This is a genomic window from Sporomusa sp. GT1, from assembly GCF_014634905.1.
GTDB classification, from domain to species: Bacteria; Bacillota; Negativicutes; order Sporomusales; family Sporomusaceae; genus Sporomusa; species Sporomusa sphaeroides.
The window spans coordinates 237,521-251,852 of sequence record NZ_BMBX01000002.1 but is presented as its reverse complement, the minus strand read 5'-3'; the positions used below and the strand labels follow the sequence as shown (position 1 = coordinate 251,852).

The window sequence follows — 14,332 nt, the reverse complement described above, 5'->3', positions numbered from 1 at the left end:
GGAGTTGATCATTATGGAAGTTCCGTATAAGAAAATTTTAGTTCCGGTGGATGGTTCCAGCCACGCGCTCAGGGCATTGTCCCATGCAGCGACGCTGGCCCGTTACCTTGCTGCTGAAATCAGCATTCTTTATGTATCGGTGCTATCGCAGCAAGTCCCTCTGTATGACCAGGTCAAGGGAGCCAAAATCCCGCCCAACGCTTCTACCGATCCCGCAAACTATGCTAAAACAATCCTGGCAGAAGCAAGCAAACAAGTCCCGGCTGACATTTACGTTCAAACCCACAACGAGCTTGGCGAACCACGCACTGCCATTACCGACTTCGCCACGCAAAACGGCTATGATATTATCGTCATCGGCTGCCGGGGCTTAGGCGCGATTTCCGGCTTGCTCCTGGGGAGCGTCAGCACTTACGTTCTCCATCATGCCCCATGCCCGGTTTTGGTTATTAAATAGTTGCTTTCATCCGCACGCGCCGCTACGCCTTATAAGGTTTCCCTCAGGTATCTCTGATACTATTCCCTGAAATATAACATAACAGCGGAAGCAGGCACCCCAAACCCCGGGGCCTGCTTCCGCTGTTTATTGTTTCGCTTTTACATGATTTAACTGTCAAAAACTTGATCATGTCCGCACACTGACCGCTAGATCTTTTTTTCTATCAATTCTATATTATAGGTTAAACTTTCTAGTGTTTTAAATATTAGACCCCTCATATATACCTCATGGTAACTTGCGGATAGGAAAAGAGACGGCATATGTTCTTGGGGAATGAATTTTAGACAACTAGCGCGAATTTCATCCAGCATTTCTGTTGCAAATAGATCACCTACCATCATAATAGACGACGGGTTAATTACTGCAATAAAAGAACAAATTGTCTTAACGACCAGCGGGATAAATCCCTCGTTACTATTTAATTGCTTAAGTTGCTCTTCCCTTGAACAATCATAAGGTAAAAATGATATCTCACCGGCAAAGCCAGTACTTCCCTGCAGTATACGACCATCAACAATAATTCCTGCCCCCGGATAGTTCTTTTTGGAAAAGTGTATGGTTACAATTGTTTCTTCCTGATACCCCTGATTATGGTAAAAACCCAAAGCGGTGAGATTCGTGCCATTGCCAATTGTGATTTTCAACAGATACTTTTCTTTTAATAGCAACCCCAAAGGGATACCTACCAGTTCATCAATATCACAAACGCCAACGACGCCCTGATTAACAAGCCCGGGCACGCCAATACCCACCGCTTTGATGTTGGTATATCTTTCAAGCAATTCATCAATTACATTTTCAATTTTTTCATAAGAAATTTTCTTTTGTACACAGTGTTCTTCAAGAATTTCCCCCTTAAGATTTACTACTGTATAAGTGATAGTATGTGTGCCATTCTTATTATACATATAGATACAGGCTATTAGAGAATAGTTTGCGTTAAATGTATATTGTCGGGCAGGCCTCCCACTGTAAGACGGTGCTAGTTCGTCTGCTAAAACTTCTCCCGTTTCTACCAATTCATTAAGTATAGTATTACAAGTTGCTACACTTAAACCTGTTGCCTTAGCAACATCTTGTTTTGTACCAGTCGCTAGGTTTTTTAGCGTAGTTTTAACAAGTTCTACGTTAATACATTTTATTTGAGCTGAGTTACTAGTAAGCTGCGCCATAATACTCTCCTTTGTAAATGAAACTCGTGTAGCCGGCTCCAAACAGTTATGTGATATTCCTATCATTTATTTTAGCACAATAACATTATTATATCAGTTATTATAAGTATTGACTAAACCATATATTTACTATACAATTTAATAGTAATTTCTTAAACATGTTTTTCCGGACCAGCAACAAAAGCAGCACCAGGGAACTTTTTACGACACGTTTAATAGGGGGTAATCTCTTGAACTATTTAAGTCCAAATGCAATGTCCAGCCGTTTACAAGGTATCATTTTACTGGTAGTTACCGCCATTTTATTGAGTACCAGCGGCTTTGTCATTAAGTCGATTGAATGGAATCCGCTGGCGATAGCCGGTGCCAGGAGTGCTTTTGCTGCGGTTGTCATTGCTATTGCGTTTCGACATACCAGGATCCGCTGGAATTGGGTTTTGGTCTCCGGCGGATTAGCGTATGCGATTATGTTGATGACTTTTGTGACAGCCATTAAAATGACAACTGTCGCCAATGCCATTTTACTGCAATACACCAGTCCGGTCTTTGTTGCCATTTTGGCAGCAATCTTTTTAAATGAAAGGCCGAATCGATATGATTGGCTGACCATTGTCCTGACAGTTAGCGGTATGGTGCTCTTTTTCCAGGATAAGATGTCAGAAGGCGGTTTCATGGGTAACATTCTAGCTATAGGCAGTGGTGTGGCGATGGCCGTTATGACTGTATGTATGCGCCAGCAAAAAGACGGGAGCCCCTTTGGTGCCGTTTTATTAGGCAATGTACTTACTTTTATCTGCGGATTACCCTTTATGTTTGATGATTCCCCCGGAATGGAAGGCTGGATGGCTCTCCTCGCATTAGGATGTATTCAACTTGGCCTGGCCTATGTCTTATACTCAATTGCTATAAAGCTGGTAAGTGCTCTGGAGGCTTCGATCATTACGATGATTGAACCAATCCTCAATCCGTTATGGGTCTTTTTCATTCTAGGAGAGACCCCTGGCTTTTGGGCACTTATTGGTGGTGGTGTTATCTTAACGGCAATCGCTGTCAGGTATATAGTTCCTGCGTTAAAGCCGCCGAATGCAATGTCCCAGGGACATTCTAACTAAAAAAATAAGGAGTGACCATTTACTTTAAAAAGCAAATAATCACTCCTTTTGTTTGAAGGAGCAAGGGAAGCAAGGGGACGTTCTTTTTTGCTTCCCACTCCCTTTATTCTGAGGCATAACATAAAGCGGAAGCAGGCACCCCAAACCGGGGCCTGCTTCCGCTGTTTATTGTTTCGCTTTTACATGGTTCAGTGCTGCCAGAGCTGTGAGGTGAGATTCAGTCACGCGTCGGTTTGTCCGGCTAGGCCCTGAGCTGCCTTGGCGGCAAATTCGATGGCGGCCGTCATACTGCCGCTGTCGGCAATCCCTTTGCCGGCAATGTCAAAGGCGGTGCCGTGATCAACCGAACTCCGGATAAACGGCAGCCCGACGGTCACATTGATACCCGAATCAAAGCCCAGAAGCTTAATAGGAATATGGCCTTGATCGTGGTACATAACGACTACGATGTCAAACTCTTTACGTTTGGCTGCCCGGAAGAAAACGGTGTCCGGCGGGATGGGGCCGCTGGCGGCAATGCCCTCCTGCTGCGCCGCTTCCACGGCGGGAAGAATTTCGTCGATATCCTCACGCCCAAACAGGCCATTTTCACCGGCATGGGCGTTGAAACCGGCTACCGCGATGCGCGGCTTTTCCAGGCCGAGCAGCCGCAACGTACGGTCAGCAAGCCGGATGATCCTGAGAACTCGGTCTTTTTTAATCAAATCGGCTGCCTGCCGCATGGAAACATGGGTAGTAACATGGATGACCTTAAGGTCGTCGCTGGAAAGCATCATGGCATAATCGTTGGTCTGGCTGAGCTCACCTAGTATTTCTGTATGGCCCGGGAAGTGATGTCCGCCTTTGTGCAGCGCCTCTTTGTTGATCGGCGCCGTAACAATGGCAGCCACCTTTTGGTCCAAAGCCTGCCTAATGGCACCTTCAATATACTGGTAAGCCGCATGACCGGCACGGCCGTCTACCTGACCAAAAGGCAGGTCGGCCGGTACATTGGCAAAATCAAGTACGTCAATAGTACCGTATTCATACAACACGTTTTGCGGCTCAGCGGTGGCATGAATTTTCGCCAGGCTGTTCACAATCCCGGCCGCCATAGCCATTCTCCCGGCATCACCAAACACCAGTGGCCGGCATATCTGGTAGATTCGTTGATCTGCCAGTGCCTTGACAATAATTTCCGGGCCGCAGCCGGCCGGATCACCCATCGTAATGGCAAGAATCGGAAGCTGTTCTTTACCCATTAGCTAATCACCTTCTTTGCTCCAGTTTTTTCACTGCTTTTACCAGTGCGTCAGGCGCACCGAATGCTCCGGCTTTAGTAACGACCAATAGTTGTTTCCCCTCCCGGGTGGTCATGGCACCAAGCGGAATAGCCGGCGTCACTTCTTCCAGAACGCGGATGCCGGTGACACCCAGGGCGTTGCATACAGCCACAGCCGTATCGCCGCCGGTCAGAACCACTCCGGAAATATCCTGCGCCCGCAATATTTCGGCGCCAATCCAGCCAAGAATCTGGGCCACTTTTTCGCCGACCTGCACCAGGGACATACCCAGCTTTTCCCCGGCAGCCTGTGTCTGCTGCACCGTGTCGGCCTTGTAACCGGAGACCAGAACAATGCGCCGGCCTGCGGACAGGGCCTGCTGCACCTGCTGTAGAGTCGGATGCGGCTGGCCTGCCTGCCAGGACAAATACCCGGCAACTTCCAGTTCAATCATCTCATAGCCGGAAGCCACCAGCTGTTCTACCTGACCGCGCGTCACAGAACTTACACTGCCGGCAATAACAAAAGCCGGCTGGCGGGTTTCTTGTTCTGCCGCCCAATGAAACAGCTGCGGCAGCACTTCGGCAAGTCCGGCAGACCCGGACCAGAGGATTTTTTCAGAAAGGCTGGCTGCCGCCTGTGCAACAATAAGAAAGTGCTCGTCCTGCCAGGCATCTGAGCTGATAATCCGGCAACCGTCATTCAGATGCCGGCGCAGGGCCTGTACAATGCCTTCCTGTCCCTGCGATATATCGGCAAAATCAATATGACCGACCTTGAAGCCTGTCTGCTTTCGCAATAGTTCGGGCAGCATGGTTTCGTAAACAGGGGTTTTCGGGTCACGGGCAATTTCGGTAGTGGAGAGCGGCGCGCCATTGAGCAGATAATTGCCCCCCACAGTTATGCGCCCGTTTTTGGGGAAAGCGGGCATAACCAGGGCAAAATCATGCAGGTTCAAGTCAAGAATAGCTTTAATTTCCATGCCAACATTGCCCCTCAGGGTCGAATCCAGCTTTTTATAGTATTGGCCAAATCCGGCTGCCACCGCTTTTTGGGCGGCTTGCTGTACCCTTGCATAGGCTTCCGGGGCGGGAACGGCGCGGCTGTTTGTATCAACTACGATAATATCGGCCGTGGCTGTGGCATTGAGCGCCGCATCATTCAGCAGCACCTCCGTATGCATGCCCTGCCGGGCGAACTGTCCCCCGGTATCGTTGGCACCAGTCAGGTCGTCGGCGATAACGATCATCCCTTTGCTTGTTGCTTTCAAATCGCTTCCTCCTTATTATGATGATATGGCAGTTCAGTCAGACTGATTACGATATTGCCGCAGGGCTGTACGCGATTGATTTACTCCCGCGATAGCCGGCTCACCAATTTGCAGCGCCATCATAACATACAAAATATCAATGACGACAAGCTGAACGATGCGGGAAATCATAGCATCTGAACGCATTTTCGTTTCACAGGTGCAGCTTAATAAATACGCATCAACAAGTTGAGTAATGCCGGAGTCGATGGAGCTGGTCAGAGCACAGGTAAAGCAGCCGCGTTTTTGGGCAAGCGCCAGTGTACGGAGTATATCTGTTGTCTCGCCTGAGTGGGAAATGGCAAAAAAGACTTCGTCCGGCCGGGCAATTGATGCGGCAATCATCATCAGGTGGGAATCGGAATACCCAATAACCCTGCAGCCCAGACGCATAAATTTTTGCCTGGCATCCTGGGCCACTACACCGGAGGCACCCAAGCCAATGACATGAACAACAGCGGCTTGGCGCAACTGCTGTTCAATAGTTGCCAGCGCCTCTGCCGAAAGCTGCTGCTTCAAGTCAGAAATCCCTTGAGTGGTGGAATCGGCAACCTTACGAATGATGTCAGTTAACCCGTCATGGGCCTGCACTTCCTCATAAATCGGCTGTATATCGGTTTCTGCGGCTAACTCCTTAGCCAGGGCAACACGAAACATGGCATAATTTTTATAGCCCAGCAGCCGGTAAAAGCGTATTACCGTCGCTTCACCCACACCGCATTTAGCGGCAAATTCATTGATTGGCAGGGTCAGGGCTTCCTGCGCATGCGCTTGCAGATATTGGACAATTTTATTTTGCGTGGCTGTAAAACGATTATGCTGTAGCCGAATTTTAGAAAATAGCATTATCAAACCACCTCGGAGATTATATTCACTAACCTTACCTTCGGAGATTTTTTTCTCCGTTATGGTATTATTCGCTATACTTTCCTGATCGCCTGCTTATTATTACAAAAAATCTTAATCTTGTTGCTATATAAAACCAACCTATTGAAAAGACCGTGTATTCCCTGCCAGCAGGGCACCTACACGGTCTTGCTTATCTCTATAAAGTTGCGCAAATTCCCAGCCCTATAGCCTTTTTTTGACAAAATGGGGCAAGCGCGCGCCGGGCAGGTAAGCACCAAACAAGGTCGGAGTTTGTCCGTCCAGGCTTGTCGAAAACACTAACCCAGATTGTCTGTCTCCGTGCTTTCGGCCAATTTCCTCACCGCACCCAGCAATATTCGGGCACCGGCGGCAATGTCGTCAATGCTGGCCCATTCGGCCGGATTGTGGCTAATGCCGCCTTTGCAGGGGACAAACACCATGCCGGTTGGAGCCATTTCCGCCACATGCATGGCATCATGTCCGGCACCGCTTGGCAGCAGCATGTTGGCATAACCATATTCCTCTGCTATATTTTGCAGGAATTCGACTATTTCCCGGGAAATTTCCACAGGCTTTTCGTCAGTAAGCGTAATAATCTCCATATCGACACCGCGCCGGGCTTGTACTTCAGCAATGCCTGCCGTCAGTTCCCCCAGCACCTGCCGTTTGCTGGCCGCCGAAATGCCGCGAAGGTCAATGCCCAGTTCGACCCGTCCGGGAATAACATTCATGACCCCTGGCTCAACCTTTGCCATCCCGGTCGTACCTACCGTGCCGTTATGGCCTTCCTGACCTGCCAGTTTTTCCACCAGCAAAATAATTTCAGCCGCCGCAGTCAGCGCGTCCTGACGCATATTCATGGGCGTGGCGCCTGAATGATCGGCCTGGCCTGTTACTATTACCTTCAGGCGGGTAGGGGCGGCAATCCCGGTGACGATGCCAATTTGCTTACCCATGGTTTCCAATACTTTGCCTTGCTCAATATGCAATTCCAAAAAGACTTTGATTGCCTGGTCATAACGCACGTGTCCGATATTTTCAGGTGCAAGCCCCCGCCCGCGCATAGCCTGGGCCAGTGTCACACCCTGCTTGTCGGTATACTGCTCTAACTGCGCCAATGAAAGTTTGCCGCAAAATGCCTTGCTGCCAAGGGTGGCCATACCGAACCGGCTGGATTCTTCAGCCATGAAAACGACAATCTCAAGGGGATGCGCTGTCGATTGTCCTGCAGCCTCCAGGCAGCGGACCACCTCAATCGCCGCCAGCACGCCTGCCACCCCGTCATAGTTGCCGCCATTGGGAACACTGTCAATATGTGACCCCAGCATAACCACAGGCGCCGCCGGGTTAAGCCCTTCCCGGCGGGCAATGAGATTGCCGAAAGCGTCCACCCGGACAGCAAGCCCGGCTGCTTCCATAAGCTCACGAATATAATTCCTGGCTTCCCAATCTTCATCACTGAACGCCAGGCGCGTAATGCCTCCGCCTGCCTGTGCCCCGATGGCACTCAATCTACGGAAATTTTCTTCAAGCCTCTTCACTGAAATCATGCCTGTTTCTCCTTTGCTGTATGTATGAATTCATCTGCTTTAACGGCTTGCCTGGACCGCTCAAAATTCATAACCCAAATAGCCAGCAGCGTTACTGCACCACCGGCAAGCTGAATGGGCAGCACCCTTTCTCCCAGGACTAAATAGCCGCCAAGTACCCCGGCAACAGGAACCAGATTAAGATACAGGGTTGTAATGGCAACATCCAAATGTTTTAACGCATACATATACAATAAATAACAGACCACCGAGCAAAACACTGCCAGAAATAAAATATGCCCCATAGCGGTCAGTGAAAATACCTGCCACTCGTTAACTTCGGTGAGCGACAAGGGCAGCAAGAGTATTGTGCCTATCACCGTTTGATAGGTGATCATGCACATGCCGGAATACTTATTTTGCAGCGACTTGGCAACAAGAGTATAAAAGGTCCAGGACAACATCGCGCCCAGAACAAATAGATTGCCAATGAAATTGGCAGAGTTGAAATCCAGCTGGCCGTTGGCTGTTACCGAAAAATACATGCCGACAATAGCAATGGCTATCCCGACCAGTTTAAGCACTGAAACCCTGGCGCCGAAAAACAGTATATCCAGGCAAATGGCCAAAATCGGAATAATTGTCACAATCAGCGAGGCATTGACTACCGTTGTTAGCTTTACGCCAATGTTTTCAAAATAAAAGTACAGTGTAATTCCCAGACAGCCTGCCAATACCATCCGCGGAATATCGGCCCTGGCGACTTTGGCACCAGGCTCAAACCGGTTAAGCAGCCCCACCAGCAGCACCGAGGCGATGGCAAACCGGATAAGAGCCATAGTGACCGGCGGTACTTCGGCCACCGTAATTTTGATGCTTACATAAGATACACCCCAAAATAAAACGGTTATAAGCAGCAGCAGGTTAGCCATAATATATTGATTATCCCGCAGGCTGACCTTTTGCCGTGTCTTGCTTGTATTTTCCTGCATAATACCCTCCTGATTTTTACTCTGGTACCCCATCTGGCGTCACCGAAAACATGCTTTTAGATAACGCATGAGACCAGCATACCAGGCAAAAGCAGCAGGCGTATTGTAAAAAATTGACGTATGGCTATTTCAGCCTTTGGTACTTTTCCGGTGTCACGCCGGTATGGCTCTTAAATACCTTATGAAAGTGGCTCTGGTCATAAAAACCGGCTTCACAGGCCACCTCCACGATCTGCCGGTTCTGTCGCAGCAGTTTCTTGGCATAATTGATTCTCAGCAGTGTTTGATAGGTATGGGGCGGTATATTGAATTCTTCCTTAAAAGCACGAATAATGGCAAATTTATTCAAGCCTGATACGGTTTCCAGTTCTTCCAAGGTAATCTTCTTCAAATAGTTGTTGTGCAGATAATCCTTGATCATTTTCAGTTTGGGCACTTCGATTACCTTGCGGCAATTGCCCACCGGCTCCATACTCCCAACCACCTGTTCAAACAGGGCCATTACGCCTGCTTCCTTTTCCAGCGGGCTTGCCTGCTGCGCCAAGGACTCGAGCAGGGTATGCAGGGCACGCTGGGCGGAGAGTGTCGTCATATCGCTCACCACCGGCCGGTTGGAAACAGCTATGCCTTTACTTGTCAAAAACCGCTGCATCCAGCCTGCTTCAATAAAGAACATTTTGTATTGCCACCGGCCTTGACGGTCAGGATTGCAGGAATGTATCAGCCCCGGCGGAATCAGCACCGTGGTCTTGGGGCTAACCTCGGTAACCTTGCCTTCACACCAAAAAGAACTCTTGCCATGCTCCACTATCCCCAAAGAGTATTCTTCATGAGAATGCTTTTTATAACAAAGATAACTGGCATCACATAATTTTAATTCAAAGAATGGCAAATCGGCATCCCGGTAGAAACGAACGCCGTTCATGACAACACCCCCATAATTCAGCTCCGGTCAACCTGTCTTACCGCTTGTTTCCTCAGTCATGACTATTTCCGCGGCAGGCTGCTGAATACTTTGCAGCTGGGTTAACAGCATACCTGCCAGCATCAGACCGCATCCCAGCATTTCCTGAAAACCTAAGCGCTCTCCCAGCAGAAAGAAGCCGCCAATGACCGCAAAAACGGTTTCCATACTCAGAATAATGGCGGCATGCGACGGCGGCGAATATTTCTGGCCGAGAACTTGCAGCGTATAAGCTACCCCGACAGAGACAACACCGCCGTACAGAATAGGAATCAGTGCCCCGGTAAGTCCTTCAACAGCTATTGTTTCAGACCAGAGTGCAATTCCCAGACTGAGTACGCCACAGGTAACAAACTGGTAAAATGACAGCAGCAATACATTAATCCGGTTGGCATAATAACCGATAAGCAGGATATGTATGGCCCAGAACAAAGACCCCACCAGCTGCAGCAGGTCACCATAAGCAATGGAAAAGCTTTCTTTCACGCATAACAGATACAGACCAATAATCGCCAGCATTGCGCTAATCCAGGTAGTAAGACTAACATACTGCTTCAGAAACAAGCCTAAGATCGGTACCAGCACAATATACAGGCAGGTAATAAAGGCCGCCTTGCCTGCCGTGGTATAAATCAGGCCAATTTGCTGCAGCGAGGCGGCGGTAAACAGGATTAAGCCCGCAAGAATCCCCGCCCGTACTGCGTCCCCGGAATTGCCGGCAGTAGTTTGCCGCGTTGTATTACGATAGTAAAAGAGCATTGGCAGTAACGAAAGACTGCCCAGCAAGAACCGGACTCCATTGAAGGTAAACGGACCAACATGGTCCATGCCTACCCGCTGGGCTACAAAGGCCAGCCCCCAGATGGCGGCCGCCAGGAGCAGCAGCAGGTTTGATTGTAAAGCACCCATTTTTTTACTCCTTTGTCGCTAGTTTATTATATTTTTTCTGCAGACGGATTAAGCGTAAGAGCAGCACCACCGCTCCGACAGCCAGGCCGACAATAAACCCAACCCAATAGCCATAGGCCTGGAGGGGCGAATAGTTTGCCAGAAAATATCCCACCGGCATACCAATAAACCAATACGATATGATAGCCATCAGCAGCGTTATCTTAACATCCTTATACCCGCGCAGGGCTCCCTGAATAGGGGCGGCAATGGCGTCGGAAAGCTGAAAAAAGATGGCATATACGAGGAAATTCCGGACTAACTCCAGTACGGCCGGATCTTCGGTGTATAACCTTGCGATTTGGTTATTAAACGCAAATAAACCGGCAGCAAAAATAATTCCGACAGAAACTGCAATTCCTATCCCCAGATAACTGTATTGCCTCGCGTCATGATAACGGCGCGCCCCTGCCTCATACCCCACCACAATGGTTAAGGTTATGCCAATACTCAGCGGCACCATATATATTACCCCGGCAAAGTTAATGGCTGCCTGATGGGCCGCGATAACTGCCGTACCATATTCACTCATTAATAAAGCCACTACCGAAAAAATCGCGACCTCACAGAAAATCGACAGTCCGATCGGCAAGCCGACAACTAATAATTCCCGCCAGGCGGTAAATGAAATGCCGGGGAAAGCGGCAAAAATCCGGTAGCCTTTAAACGGCTCTACATAGCGTACAACACCGATACTGATAATAAGAAGGCACCAGTAAGTCAGGGCAGAACCATAACCTGCGCCTACACCGCCAAGCTGAGGGAAACCGAATTTCCCAAAAATCAGCAGATAATTCAGCGCAATATTAATCGGTACGGCACACAGGGTGATCAGCATGGTGACCCGGGTATACCCCAGGGAATCAATAAAATTTCTCAGCACGGCTGCAGCAAATAAAGGAACAATACCAATTGCCAGTGCACACAGGAAGTGAAAGGCAATCCGATGCACAGCCCCTTCTAAATCCATGGTATTGAGCAGCGGCAGCAGCACTGCCGAACCCGCGCCGATGACGACCAGCCCCAATATCAGGGCCAAATACAGGCCCTGAATGACATAAAAAGGCATAGCCGCTTTCCGTCCGGCGCCATGGAGTTGGGCTAAGATGGGAGTAAGCCCGCCCAAAACGCCGCTGATACCCGTAAATACCGGGAGCCACAGATTAGTACCGATAGCAACTCCTGCCAAATCATAAGGACTTACCTGGCCGGCCATGATGGTGTCAAAAAAGCCTGTCGCCGTAAGTGAAAGCTGCGCAATAAATATCGGGAAAAAGATAAAAAGAAATTGCCTTGTCTTGTCCCGCAAAGATCTTGTCTGGTTCACGTAGTCACCTCAATAAACAAAGAAAGAAAAGACCTGGCCTGTGCCAAGCCTTAAGCTTATCAATATAATAGCACCAATCCAACGCCCCGTCCAGTTTCCTCCAGGCCGAAAAACGGCAGTATATAGTTAATTCTAGCAGATCCCTTATGTTCCTTGCAGGAATATTTGCTTCTGCCTAGAATAAAACAATGTTTTCAAATGTAATATTTTATGCTTAATTTTACATTATATATGTTTCATATGGAGGAGTAAACATGCTAAAAGATTTTGTTCTCGGCTTGGGTGACAAGGAAGTCTCGATTGCCCTGCCGGAAAAACAGGTGATTCACGTTATCGAGGGGAAAGCTGTCGAAGCCATTGCCGATGTACCGGCAGCGGTAAAAGCCGCCGTAACTCAGCCCATCGACTCCCCGCCACTGCCGGAAGTAGTTAAGGTCGGGGATAAGGTTGTCATTATTGCCAGTGATATCACCCGCCAATGGATTAGCTATCCGCGCTTTCTGCCCGCACTGCTAAATGAACTGAACCAGGCCGGCATACCTGACAGTGATATCAAGCTGGTTGTCAGCCTGGGCTCGCACCGGCGCCACACCGACCAGGAGAATGTCCAGGTCTACGGCGAGGAAACAGTAGGCCGTATTCAGATTGTTCAAAGCTACGCGCCGGCTGCCGAAGATTTTGTTTATACCGGCAAAACCTCACGCGGCGTGGAAACCTATATCAATAAACATGTCGTCAATGCCGACAAAGTCATTATGACCGGCGGTATTATCTATCACCCCATGGCCGGCTTCGGCGGCGGCCGCAAAGCCATTGTGCCGGGTGTTGCCGGTTATTCCACCATTCAGGGCAACCACACCTTCTGCCTGCATGAGGTTATCGGCCAGGGTGTCAACCCTAACTGCATGTCCGGTAAGCTGGAAGGCAACAACATGCATGAAGACATGAGCGAAATGGCTGCCATGCTCAAACATACCTTTCTGCTCAACGCCGTCTTCACCCCGACAGGACAATTTGCCCGCTTTGTCGCCGGACATCCTTATACTGCCTGGCTGGAAGGCTGCAAAACAGTGGAAGAAATCTTTGGTGTGCCCATTACCGCCAAAGCCGACCTGGTCATTGCATCTGCCGGTGGCTTCCCCAAAGATATCAACCTGTATCAGGGGACAAAAACCACCGAAAACGCCATCATGGCTGTCAAGGACGATGGGGTTATCATTGCCCTGTTAGAATGCCGTGATATTATGGAACCGCCTGATTTCAGCGGCTGGTTCAACTACGAATCCCTCTATGACCGGGAAATTGCCCTGCGCAAAGCCTTTACCGTCCCCGGCTTTATTGCTCTCAAAACCGGACTTATGGCCAAAAAAGTGCCGCATATTATTGTTACCCTGCCGCAAAACAAGGAGTTCATGGAAAAGGCCGGCCTAATTGCCGTCACTACCCTGGAAGAAGCCCTGACCATCGCCGAACAAAAGCTTAACCGCAAAGACTACACCATTACGGTCATGCCGCATGCTGCCAATACAGTACCGCTGCTGCAGGGCTAATCAAATCCCCTATACTTTCCGTCAAACTCAAAAACGCCGGAGCAAACTCAGTCTGCTCCGGCGTTTTTTTATTTTCACGGCTTGTTGGCTCAGTCGTCGATAACAACAGCCCACATGCGAAAAGGACCATGCACCCCGATGGATAAATCCATCTCAATATCAGAGGTCCGGCTGGGACCTGTTATAAAGTCAATTGCCGAAGGCAAAGCTCCCTGCCCGCGCCGCTCCAGCAAAATTCTCATTACCGTAGACATGGTGGGAACAATATCCGACCTGTTCATAACCGCAATATGGGTTGGCGGCAGCAGACTTACCGAGCGTCCGGAGTTTTCCCCGTTAAACAAAGCTACCGTGCCGGTGTAGCCAATGGCGTAATTGACCCAGGTGATGCCAACATCGGCTTGTTCTGCCAGTTCGATCAGTTCTCGCCGCGAAGTGTCACGGTTCCAGAAAGCCGTTTTAACACCCAGCCGTGTACTATCGATATATTCGTGCAGCTTGGCGTGATCCCAGAGAATTGCCGATTTGGCATTCAGTACTTTCAGCCACAATTTTATCTGGTTAGTGGCTTCCGCACCGTTCCGGACAATAGCCACCCTGCCGGTCAAGGCCTCCAGGTTGCTTTTGAAGAGTGCCAGTGGCTGATCTTCCTCAAACTTTTGCTCCCGCCAAAAAGCAGGCGGTCCGGCTTCCTGCCGTTCCGGCAGTTCGGTGAGAACCGTTTTACGTCCTAAAGCGTTAGCTACGGTTTGCAAAAACATGTTTTCCTGCGAAAGGTCTTCCTGTATATCTGTCATA

The 14,332-nt window shown here is 49.3% G+C and carries 13 protein-coding genes; 3 read left to right on the top strand and 10 right to left on the bottom strand.

Going from position 1 to position 14,332, the window contains the following annotated elements; genetic code table 11:
• The first annotated feature begins 13 nt into the window (after window positions 1-13).
• On the top strand, window positions 14-457 hold the full coding sequence (locus GT1_RS04755; protein ID WP_188397758.1) for a universal stress protein: 444 nt from the start codon (window positions 14-16) through the stop codon (window positions 455-457).
• A gap of 188 nt (window positions 458-645) precedes the next feature.
• Here the strand turns inward: GT1_RS04755 and GT1_RS04750 are convergent, their stop codons facing one another.
• Window positions 646-1,671, bottom strand: coding sequence for an ROK family protein (locus GT1_RS04750; RefSeq protein WP_188397757.1), 1,026 nt, complete (start codon window positions 1,669-1,671; stop codon window positions 646-648).
• 230 nt (window positions 1,672-1,901) lie between these two features.
• On the opposite strand from GT1_RS04750, the gene GT1_RS04745 reads away from it, so the two are divergent.
• Window positions 1,902-2,783: a DMT family transporter gene (locus tag GT1_RS04745; protein WP_223226058.1), complete on the top strand. Its 882-nt coding sequence runs from the start codon at window positions 1,902-1,904 to the stop codon at window positions 2,781-2,783.
• Window positions 2,784-3,004: 221 nt separating this feature from the next.
• Here the strand turns inward: GT1_RS04745 and pdxA are convergent, their stop codons facing one another.
• The 8 genes from pdxA to GT1_RS04705 all read right to left on the bottom strand — a co-directional run bounded on the left by pdxA (window position 3,005) and on the right by GT1_RS04705 (window position 11,984).
• Window positions 3,005-4,024: a 4-hydroxythreonine-4-phosphate dehydrogenase PdxA gene (pdxA, locus tag GT1_RS04740; protein ID WP_188397756.1), complete on the bottom strand. Its 1,020-nt coding sequence runs from the start codon at window positions 4,022-4,024 to the stop codon at window positions 3,005-3,007.
• A 7-nt stretch (window positions 4,025-4,031) separates the two neighbouring features.
• Complete coding sequence (locus GT1_RS04735) at window positions 4,032-5,315, bottom strand: four-carbon acid sugar kinase family protein (protein WP_188397755.1); 1,284 nt, start codon at window positions 5,313-5,315, stop codon at window positions 4,032-4,034.
• Between the two features lie 33 nt (window positions 5,316-5,348).
• A complete protein-coding gene (locus GT1_RS04730) occupies window positions 5,349-6,200 on the bottom strand; it encodes a MurR/RpiR family transcriptional regulator (RefSeq protein ID WP_223226057.1) in 852 nt (283 codons plus the stop codon).
• A 320-nt stretch (window positions 6,201-6,520) separates the two neighbouring features.
• Window positions 6,521-7,774: a Zn-dependent hydrolase gene (locus GT1_RS04725; RefSeq protein WP_188397754.1), complete on the bottom strand. Its 1,254-nt coding sequence runs from the start codon at window positions 7,772-7,774 to the stop codon at window positions 6,521-6,523.
• A complete protein-coding gene (locus tag GT1_RS04720; protein ID WP_188397753.1) occupies window positions 7,771-8,745 on the bottom strand; it encodes a DMT family transporter in 975 nt (324 codons plus the stop codon). The genes GT1_RS04725 and GT1_RS04720 overlap by 4 nt, the downstream gene beginning before the upstream one ends.
• 124 nt (window positions 8,746-8,869) lie before the next feature.
• Window positions 8,870-9,670 (bottom strand): AraC family transcriptional regulator, encoded by an 801-nt coding sequence (locus tag GT1_RS04715; RefSeq protein ID WP_188397752.1) that lies wholly within the window; start codon window positions 9,668-9,670, stop codon window positions 8,870-8,872.
• Between the two features lie 27 nt (window positions 9,671-9,697).
• Window positions 9,698-10,618: a DMT family transporter gene (locus tag GT1_RS04710; RefSeq protein WP_188397751.1), complete on the bottom strand. Its 921-nt coding sequence runs from the start codon at window positions 10,616-10,618 to the stop codon at window positions 9,698-9,700.
• Window positions 10,619-10,622: 4 nt separating this feature from the next.
• Entirely contained in the window at window positions 10,623-11,984 is a 1,362-nt protein-coding gene (locus GT1_RS04705) for an MATE family efflux transporter (RefSeq protein WP_188397750.1), read from the bottom strand.
• 254 nt (window positions 11,985-12,238) lie between these two features.
• On the opposite strand from GT1_RS04705, the gene larA reads away from it, so the two are divergent.
• The gene (gene larA, locus GT1_RS04700) at window positions 12,239-13,534 is read left to right on the top strand and encodes a nickel-dependent lactate racemase (RefSeq protein ID WP_188397749.1); all 1,296 of its coding nucleotides are present in this window, start codon (window positions 12,239-12,241) and stop codon (window positions 13,532-13,534) included.
• 89 nt (window positions 13,535-13,623) lie between these two features.
• On the opposite strand, the gene GT1_RS04695 is transcribed toward larA, so the two are convergent.
• Window positions 13,624-14,331 carry a lactate utilization protein C gene (locus GT1_RS04695; protein WP_188397748.1) on the bottom strand — a complete coding sequence of 236 codons (708 nt, stop codon included), beginning with the start codon at window positions 14,329-14,331 and terminating at the stop codon, window positions 13,624-13,626.
• Window position 14,332: the final 1 nt, after the last annotated feature.

Excerpts from the sequence above, each read along its gene's own strand:
- GT1_RS04755 (WP_188397758.1), top strand. The coding sequence starts at position 14 with ATGGAAGTTCCGTATAAGAAAATTTTAGTTCCGGTGGATGGTTCCAGC.
- larA (WP_188397749.1), top strand. The coding sequence starts at position 12,239 with ATGCTAAAAGATTTTGTTCTCGGCTTGGGTGACAAGGAAGTCTCGATT.
- GT1_RS04730 (WP_223226057.1), bottom strand. The coding sequence starts at position 6,200 with ATGCTATTTTCTAAAATTCGGCTACAGCATAATCGTTTTACAGCCACG.
- GT1_RS04715 (WP_188397752.1), bottom strand. The coding sequence starts at position 9,670 with ATGAACGGCGTTCGTTTCTACCGGGATGCCGATTTGCCATTCTTTGAA.
- GT1_RS04720 (WP_188397753.1), bottom strand. The coding sequence starts at position 8,745 with ATGCAGGAAAATACAAGCAAGACACGGCAAAAGGTCAGCCTGCGGGAT.
- GT1_RS04750 (WP_188397757.1), bottom strand. The coding sequence starts at position 1,671 with ATGGCGCAGCTTACTAGTAACTCAGCTCAAATAAAATGTATTAACGTA.
- GT1_RS04725 (WP_188397754.1), bottom strand. The coding sequence starts at position 7,774 with ATGATTTCAGTGAAGAGGCTTGAAGAAAATTTCCGTAGATTGAGTGCC.
- GT1_RS04710 (WP_188397751.1), bottom strand. The coding sequence starts at position 10,618 with ATGGGTGCTTTACAATCAAACCTGCTGCTGCTCCTGGCGGCCGCCATC.
- GT1_RS04695 (WP_188397748.1), bottom strand. The coding sequence starts at position 14,331 with ATGACAGATATACAGGAAGACCTTTCGCAGGAAAACATGTTTTTGCAA.
- pdxA (WP_188397756.1), bottom strand. The coding sequence starts at position 4,024 with ATGGGTAAAGAACAGCTTCCGATTCTTGCCATTACGATGGGTGATCCG.